The organism is Oribacterium sp. (genome assembly GCF_057249185.1).
On record NZ_DBHIGR010000114.1, the window covers coordinates 1 to 7,448 of the forward strand.

A 7,448-nucleotide genomic window follows, 5' to 3' on the forward strand; every position below is an offset into this window, starting at 1 on the left:
GAAGAAGAAATTTTGTTTTTCCATAAGGAGGGAGAGTAGTATGGGTAAGGAGGAAAAGTAGGATGAATAAGGAGGAAGGTAGGATGGATAAGGAAGGAGAGTAGGATGGAAAAAAGAAAGCTTCTTTTTGACTGTGACAACACCATGGGGATTCCGGACTGTGATATTGATGATGGCCTTTGCCTGCTCTATCTTTTAGGACGAAAGGACATTGAACTTTTGGGAGTATCCTCTTCCTTTGGCAATAACAAAACCGTGGTGGTCTATGAAAACACGAAAAAAATGCTAAAGGAGAGAGGAAGAGAGGATATCCCTCTTTGGTACGGGGCGGATGCGCCAAGACAGTGGGAGAACGAAGCCTCCCGAAAAATTTTAGAAGTGGTAAAAAAGTATCCCAGAGAGGTGGATATTTTGGTAACCGGCTCCACCACCAATATCGCCGGAGCCTATATGCTGGACCCGGAGTTTTTCTCCTATGTGAAAGGCATTTACTTTATGGGAGGAATTACGGAGCCTCTGATTTTTGCCAAGAAAGAAATGAAGGAGTTAAACTTTTCCATTGATTATAAGGCTACGGAGCTTGTGCTAAAAAACGGCAAGAACCTCCACACCCTTACCGGAAATGCCTGTCTGGCCTTCCTCCTATCCTATGAAGAATGTCAGCGTAGACTGGAAAAATCTTCCCTGGGGCAGTATATTTTAGGGAAGGCAAAGGACTGGATGCATTATAATGATAGAGTCTATGGCATTCCCGGCTTTTACAACTGGGATATGACCACCCTTTTGTATTATTTTTATCCGGAGCTTTTTGAAGACTCCCTGCATTGGATTCGCCTAATGGATACGGATTTACAGGAGGGATATTTAATAGAGGGAAATGAAGGAGAGGGGAATCAGATTCATTTGCCCAAATTAAAGGATAGTAAAGCTTTTGTGGAAAAAATGTTTGAAGGCTTAGCGTAATAAGGAGGCTTTGATGTCCAAGCTGCAAATCATCCTCGGAGCCGGCGGTTCCGGAAAAACGGAATATTTGATTCGAAAGGCTTTGCAGGAGGCCGGGAAGGATTATCATAGGCAGATTTATTATCTTGTTCCGGAGCAGGATACCCTTGCCATGCAAAAAAGAATCGTTTCCCATGAGGAAAATCAGGGGAAGGGCATTTTGAACGTGGATGTTTTAAGCTTCCAAAGACTCTATTACCGTGCCTTTGAGAATACCAATCAAAAGAGCCCCCTTTCCTTAGATGAGATGGGGAAAATGATGATTCTTCGCCTGATATTGGGAAAGAAGAAAAAGCAGCTAAGCTATTATCAAAGGGAGGCGGAAAGCCTTTCTTTTGTGGAGGAATGTAAGTCCCAGATTTCCGAATGTATGCAGTACAAGGTAAGCCCGGAGGATTTACGAAAATGCGCGGAAAAATCCAAAAGGTCCATCACGAAGGCCAAATTTTTGGATTTGGCCTATATTTACGAAGAGTTCCTGCTCTACCTTTCCAAAACCGGAAGAATCACGGAGGAAGGCTTGGCGGATCAGGGAATTTCCGCCCTTTGGAAGGACAATACTTTAAAGGACAGCACCCTGATTTTTGACGGCTTTACCGGCTTTACCCCCATCCAGCTTCTTTGCATAGAGGTTTTGATGGAAAGGGCGGGTGAGCTGTATTTTTCCCTGGAGTTTTCCGGGAAAAATATCTCCGAGCTTGGAAGCGGGAAGAAGCGGGAATCCCTTTTTTATCTTACAGAAGAAGCGATAAAGGAGCTTTATAGTAGAGGGGAGAAGCTTGGGGTGGAAATTCTGCCCCCCCTTTCCCTAAATGAAATAGACAGTAGAACCGGAGAAGCGAGGCCTGAGGGTGCCCTACTTCCCCGATTTGAAAAAATTCCTGCCTTGCAGACCCTTGTGGAGGGATTTTTACAAGGAGAAAATCAAGAATCGGGGACGAAAGAAGAGCAAAGCCCGCAGACGGAAAGCATGGATAAGAGTAAGCCCTATACCGGTGGAGTCTATCCTTCCCTGCCCCATGGCATTTCCGTCATTGAAGCCGCCAATATTTCTAAAGAGGTGGAGGAGGCCTGCAGCCATATCCGCTACTTGGTAGAGGAAAGAGGCTATCGCTATCAGGAGATCGGGGTGGTGCTTCCGGATGTGGAGCTGTATAGGGATGCTTTTTTTCAGCAGGGAAGAAAATTTGCGATTCCCCTCTTTTTGGAGGAGGACATTAAACTCTTCGACTCTCCCTTCAGTAAGGTTCTTCGCTCTGCCTTAGAGGTGATGGAGAAAGGCCTGCTTTATGACTCCTTCTTTCGCTATCTTCGAGCCTTTCCCTACCGGGGCATGGAGGAAGAGGACAGGATTGATGCCTTGGAAAATGAAGCAAGAGCCAAAGGTCTTAAAGGAAAATCCGCCTTTACAAGTCTTTTTCAAGAGGAAAGCCTTTTGGAAGCGGAAGCTCTATTCAGCCTTTTAGAGGAAAATGAAGGAAGCCACAGCCTTAAGGAAAGAATTGAAAGCTTGGAATGCTTTACGGAAAAGCTTATGGAGCGCTTTAAGCTGGAAGAGGAGGCTACATTTCTAAAGGATGAGGGCATGGACTCTCTCTCCCAAAGCTTGGAAAGAAGTGTTAACCAGATTCAGCTTCTTCTTTCCAAAATGAAGGAAGGCTTGGGAGAAATTCCGGTAAACAAAAAGGAGTTTTCCGCCTTTTTCGATATGGCTTTATCCTTGGAAAAATTGCGGCAGATTCCCGCCACAAACGATCAGGTACTGGTAGGAGACTTAACCCGATCCCGTTTTCATAATCCCAAGGCCTTTTTGTTCCTGGGCTTAAATGCAGGACTGATTCCTTTGCCACCAAAAAAGAAATCCCTCTTTACCGAGGAAGAAAAAAGTTTTTTACGGCAGGAACATTGTACCCTGTCTCCCCTGGCATGGGAGGAAAGCTATATTCAGGAGTTTTACCTATATCACGCCTTCCTAAGCCCCAAGGAAGAACTGTATCTGTCCTATCCCTTAAGAATACCAAAAGGCAGGGGAGGTATTTCGCCCATCCTACAGGAAGTTCTACGGCTATTTCCCAAGCTTAAGATTCGAAAGTTGGAACGGGAAATACAGGAAATGCAGAGCTTTTCCCAGGCAAAGGCCAGTCTATCCAAGGAATTACCGAAACTTTGCAAAAAGGAAGCCCTGTTCCGTTTGGAAGAAGAGGTCCTTCCCTATTTTCAGCTGGAATCTTTTCAGCTTCTCCATAGCCTTTGGCAAAAGGAAGAGTACAAAAAGGACTTGGAAAAACTTTTGGACGCAGTCTTTTGGGAGAATCGACATTTGCCCCTAAGCAAAGAACTGTCCAAGGAGCTTTACGGAGACAAAATCAGAGGCTCCGTAAGCCGACTGGAAGGGCTAAATCGTTGCGCCTTTTTCCATTTTCTTCGCTACGGCTTACATTTGCAGGAAAGAAAAGAGGCGGAGATTCAGGCCTTTGATTTGGGAAAGCTTTACCATAAGCTGGTGGAAAGCTTTTTTAAGAAGGTAAAGGAAGAAAAGGCCAAGGGCGAGGTGCTTTCCCAGCATTTTCAGGAGTATCTGAATCATGCTATAGCGGAAAGTGAGCAGGATCCGGAATTTGCCCCCTTCTTAGAGGGGGGACGGAACCAATATTTTCTTCATAAGTTTAAGGAAAATGCGAAAACCATCCTCTGGGCGCTGGAGCGCCAGCTTTCCGGCGGAGACTTTCAGGTGGAAGCTTTGGAGCGGGATTTTAACTATGAAAGCGATACCCTGTCCTTCCGGGGAAGGGTGGACCGGGTGGACAGCTACCTGGATGAAGAGAAGAATTATTACCTGAAGGTTTTGGACTATAAGAGCGGAAATACGGATTTTTCTTTGGATCTTTTAAAGGCGGGACTACAGATTCAGCTACCCCTCTACCTATCCATCTTGTTGGAGGAGGAGAAAAAGAGACATCCGGAGTATAAGCTTCACCCTGCAGGACTGTTCTATTTCACCATGGATAACCCAAGTCTTAGCTTTAAGGGACAGTCCGAGGAAGAGCTTTTTCAGGAAAAGCTGAAGGCTTCCAGACCGAAGGGACTAATCAACGGGGATAAGGACATCATTTTCCGCATGGACAGAGAGCTAAAGGGGGACAGCCTTTTGCTTCCGGTAAAGGAGAAAAACGGCTCTATAGAGGAAAAGGGCTCTGTTGCGAAAGAAGAAAAGATTCTGGCTATGCTTTCCTATGTGCGGGAAAGGGTGGAAGAGGATTGTAAGAGAATCCTGGAGGGGGAGAAGGCCATTTCCCCTATCCGGGAGACCATGGATAAGACGGCCTGCAGCTATTGTCCCTACCATAGTATCTGCGGCTTTGATCCGGACCTCCCCGGATTTTCCTATAGAAGCATGGAAAAGGGAGAGGAAGAAGCGATTTGGGACGAGTGGATAGAGAAGTATCAGAAGAAAGGGCAGTAAAATGGCATTGTGGACGGAAGAGCAAAAGGCGGTAATCGCCCATAGAGAAGGAAATCTGCTGGTCTCTGCGGCGGCAGGTTCCGGAAAGACGGCAGTGCTGGTGGAACACGTGCTGTCCCTGATTTTAGAGGAAAATGCTTCCCTTTCCTCTTTGGTTTTGATGACCTTTACCGAGGCTGCGGCGGAGGAAATGAAGGAAAGAATCAAAAAACGGCTGGAAGAGCATTTGCAAAAAGAGTATGACAAGCGGATTCTTCGGGAAATTGCCCTGCTCCCTACCGCAAATATCAGTACTATTCACGCCTTTTGTAAGCGACTGATCGAGGAAAATTATGCAGGCCTTTCCATAGACGCCCATTTTCGGATTGGAGATACCGGGGAAATGTCCCTGCTTCAATCGGATATTTTAGAGGATCTTTTGGAGGAGGAGTACGAAAGGAAGGAAGAGTCTTTTCTGGCCTTTGTGGATCAGTTCTCCATGGGAAAGAAGGACAAAGGCATAGAGGAGTTGATTCTAAAGCTTTATAATCTGGCCAGCGCCATGCCCTTTCCCAAGGTCTATCTGCAGGGACTTTTAGAGGAAGACTCTCATTCTCGTAGGGAGAAATGGGAAAAGGACCTTTACATCGATATGAAGAGCCGTTTGGAAAATCTTTCTCTCCTCTATGAAGAAGCCTTAGACCTATGTAGAGAGCCGAACGGCCCTATTGAGTATGAAGAGCGAATTCTAGAAGAACGAGAGCAGTGCCTTGCCCTTGTGCATACCGATTCGCTGGAAGAGTTGGTCAGGGGACTGGAAAATCTTTCCTTTGGAAGACTGAAAAGCACTAAGGCAGAGGGAAAAGAGCTGGTAAAGTCCCTTCGGGAAAGAGGAAAGAAGACTCTAAAGACCTGGCAGGAGAACTATAGACTGCTTCCGGAAGTGCTGGAAGAGGAAGTGGAGGAAAAGGGACAGAAACGAATCCTTGAGCTTGTGCGACTTTGTCTTCTCTTTCTAGAGCGCTATCAAAAGGAAAAGGAAGAAAGGGCGGTGCTGGACTTTTCGGACTTGGAGCATTTTGCCTTAAAGCTTTTGTATCAGGATGGAGACGGTAGAACTATCGAGGGAGAGGCAGAAATCGAGGCTGAGACGGAAATTAATCATGAGATAGAAGCCGGTAAATATGGTACTAAAGAGATAGAGATGAGGAAAGAGAAGGAAGTCCGCTATAGTGCCTTAGCGGATGAGCTGGCTAAATCCTATTGGGAAATCCTGGTGGATGAGTATCAGGACTCAAACCTTGTGCAGGAATATATTGTTCGTGCCCTATCTCAGGAGCGCTTCGGAAAGCCCAATGTCTTTCAGGTGGGAGATGTAAAGCAAAGCATTTATCGCTTCCGGATGGCAAGGCCGGAGCTATTCCTGGAAAAATACCATGATGAAAGCTATCCCAAGATTTTCCTTCGAAAGAACTTCCGTTCCGATGAAGGAGTGCTTTCCGCGGTAAATACCCTTTTTTTCAAGATTATGAAAAAGGATTTCGGAGGAATCGAATACGACTTGGAGAACAGTCTATTCCTGGGGAAGCTAAGAACAGAAGAAGCAAGGCAGGAAGAGGATTCTATTACAGGCAGGCAGAGACGAGATCAAACGGAGCTGCTTCTCTTAGAGTTGGAAAAAACTGGCCCTACAGGGGAAGAGGGGGACGAAGATAGTAAAGAGGATGATAGTAAAGGGGAGGACGGTAACAGCGACTCCAATGGCTCCTCCGGAAAATCCCTCAGTAAGCTGGAGCTGGAATGTAAGATGATTGCAGCTAAGGTTCGTGAGCTTTTGGAAAAGGGCTATGCCTATAAGGACATGGTGATTCTCCTTCGTTCTCCCCACAGCGTTTCCAGAGAAATGGTGGATATCTTCGGAAAGGAAGGCATCCCTGCTTATGCGGAGTTAAAAACCGGCTATTATTCTGCGGTGGAGGTGGAGACCGTTCTATCCTTCCTTGCCATCATTGACAATCCAAGACAGGATATCCCCATGGCAGCAGTACTGCGCTCCCCCTTATTTTCCTTTACGGACGAAGAGCTGGGGCAGATTGTGCTGGTGAAGGGAAGCCTTTACGAAAAGCCCTATGATAAAACCAAGGAAAATGCGGTAAATCTATCCTTACAGGCAGAAAAAGCATTGGCTCCCGGGCTGGAAGAAAAATGGCAGAACTTCCAAAATAAACTGGAACGCTACCGTAGACTATCCCGTTCCCTGCGGCTTCATTCCTTACTGACCTTGATTTATGAAGAGACGGATTACTACAACTATGTGCGGGCACTGCCCTTGGGAGAGAAGCGGCAGGCCAATCTTGACCAGCTCTTAGAGGATGCCAAGCAGTTTGAAAAGGGAAGCTACAGCGGCTTATTCCATTTTATCCGCTATATCGAAAAGGTGAAAAAGCAGGAACAGGATCAAGGCGAGGCAACGGTGTTCTCGGAAAAGGACGACCTGCTTCGGATTATGTCCATCCACCACTCCAAGGGACTACAGTTTAAGGTGGTTTTCCTTTCCCAGCTGCATAAGACCTTTAACAAGATGGATTCCAAGGCGAAAATGCTTATGGATTCGGAACTGGGGCTTGCCGCCGATTACTTGGATTTGGAAACAAGAATAAAGTATCCTTCCCTCCACAAAATCGCCATCAAGGAAAAGGGGGAGCGGGAGAGCCTTGGAGAAGAGCTTCGGGTGCTTTATGTTGCCATGACCAGAGCAGAGGAAAAGCTGATTCTCACCGGCGTTTGCAAAAATGAAGAGGATCTAATCAAGAAATTCCCGGTGCAAGAACGGCTGTCTCTGGAAGATATCCGAGGAGCGACCTCTTATCTTGCCTGGATTTTAATGGCCTATTCCCGGAGCTTCTTTGAAAGTACCAAGACCGAAGAAATCGCCCTTCGTTTTATTTCTAAAGAGGATTTGGAGGAAAATGAAGGAAAAGCCATGGGAGAAGCTATTTCCCTT

General features: G+C 46.2%; 3 protein-coding genes. All 3 read left to right on the plus strand.

The window, feature by feature from the left end; translation table 11 throughout:
• Positions 1-105: 105 nt before the first annotated feature.
• Positions 106-963 carry a nucleoside hydrolase gene (locus tag ACO4PX_RS07160; protein ID WP_315369978.1) on the plus strand — a complete coding sequence of 286 codons (858 nt, stop codon included), beginning with the start codon at positions 106-108 and terminating at the stop codon, positions 961-963.
• Between the two features lie 13 nt (positions 964-976).
• The gene (locus tag ACO4PX_RS07165; RefSeq protein ID WP_485572113.1) at positions 977-4,465 is read left to right on the plus strand and encodes a PD-(D/E)XK nuclease family protein; all 3,489 of its coding nucleotides are present in this window, start codon (positions 977-979) and stop codon (positions 4,463-4,465) included.
• Between the two features lies 1 nt (position 4,466).
• The coding region (gene addA / locus ACO4PX_RS07170; RefSeq protein ID WP_485572114.1) for a helicase-exonuclease AddAB subunit AddA at positions 4,467-7,448 on the plus strand (2,982 nt) is incomplete at its 3' end.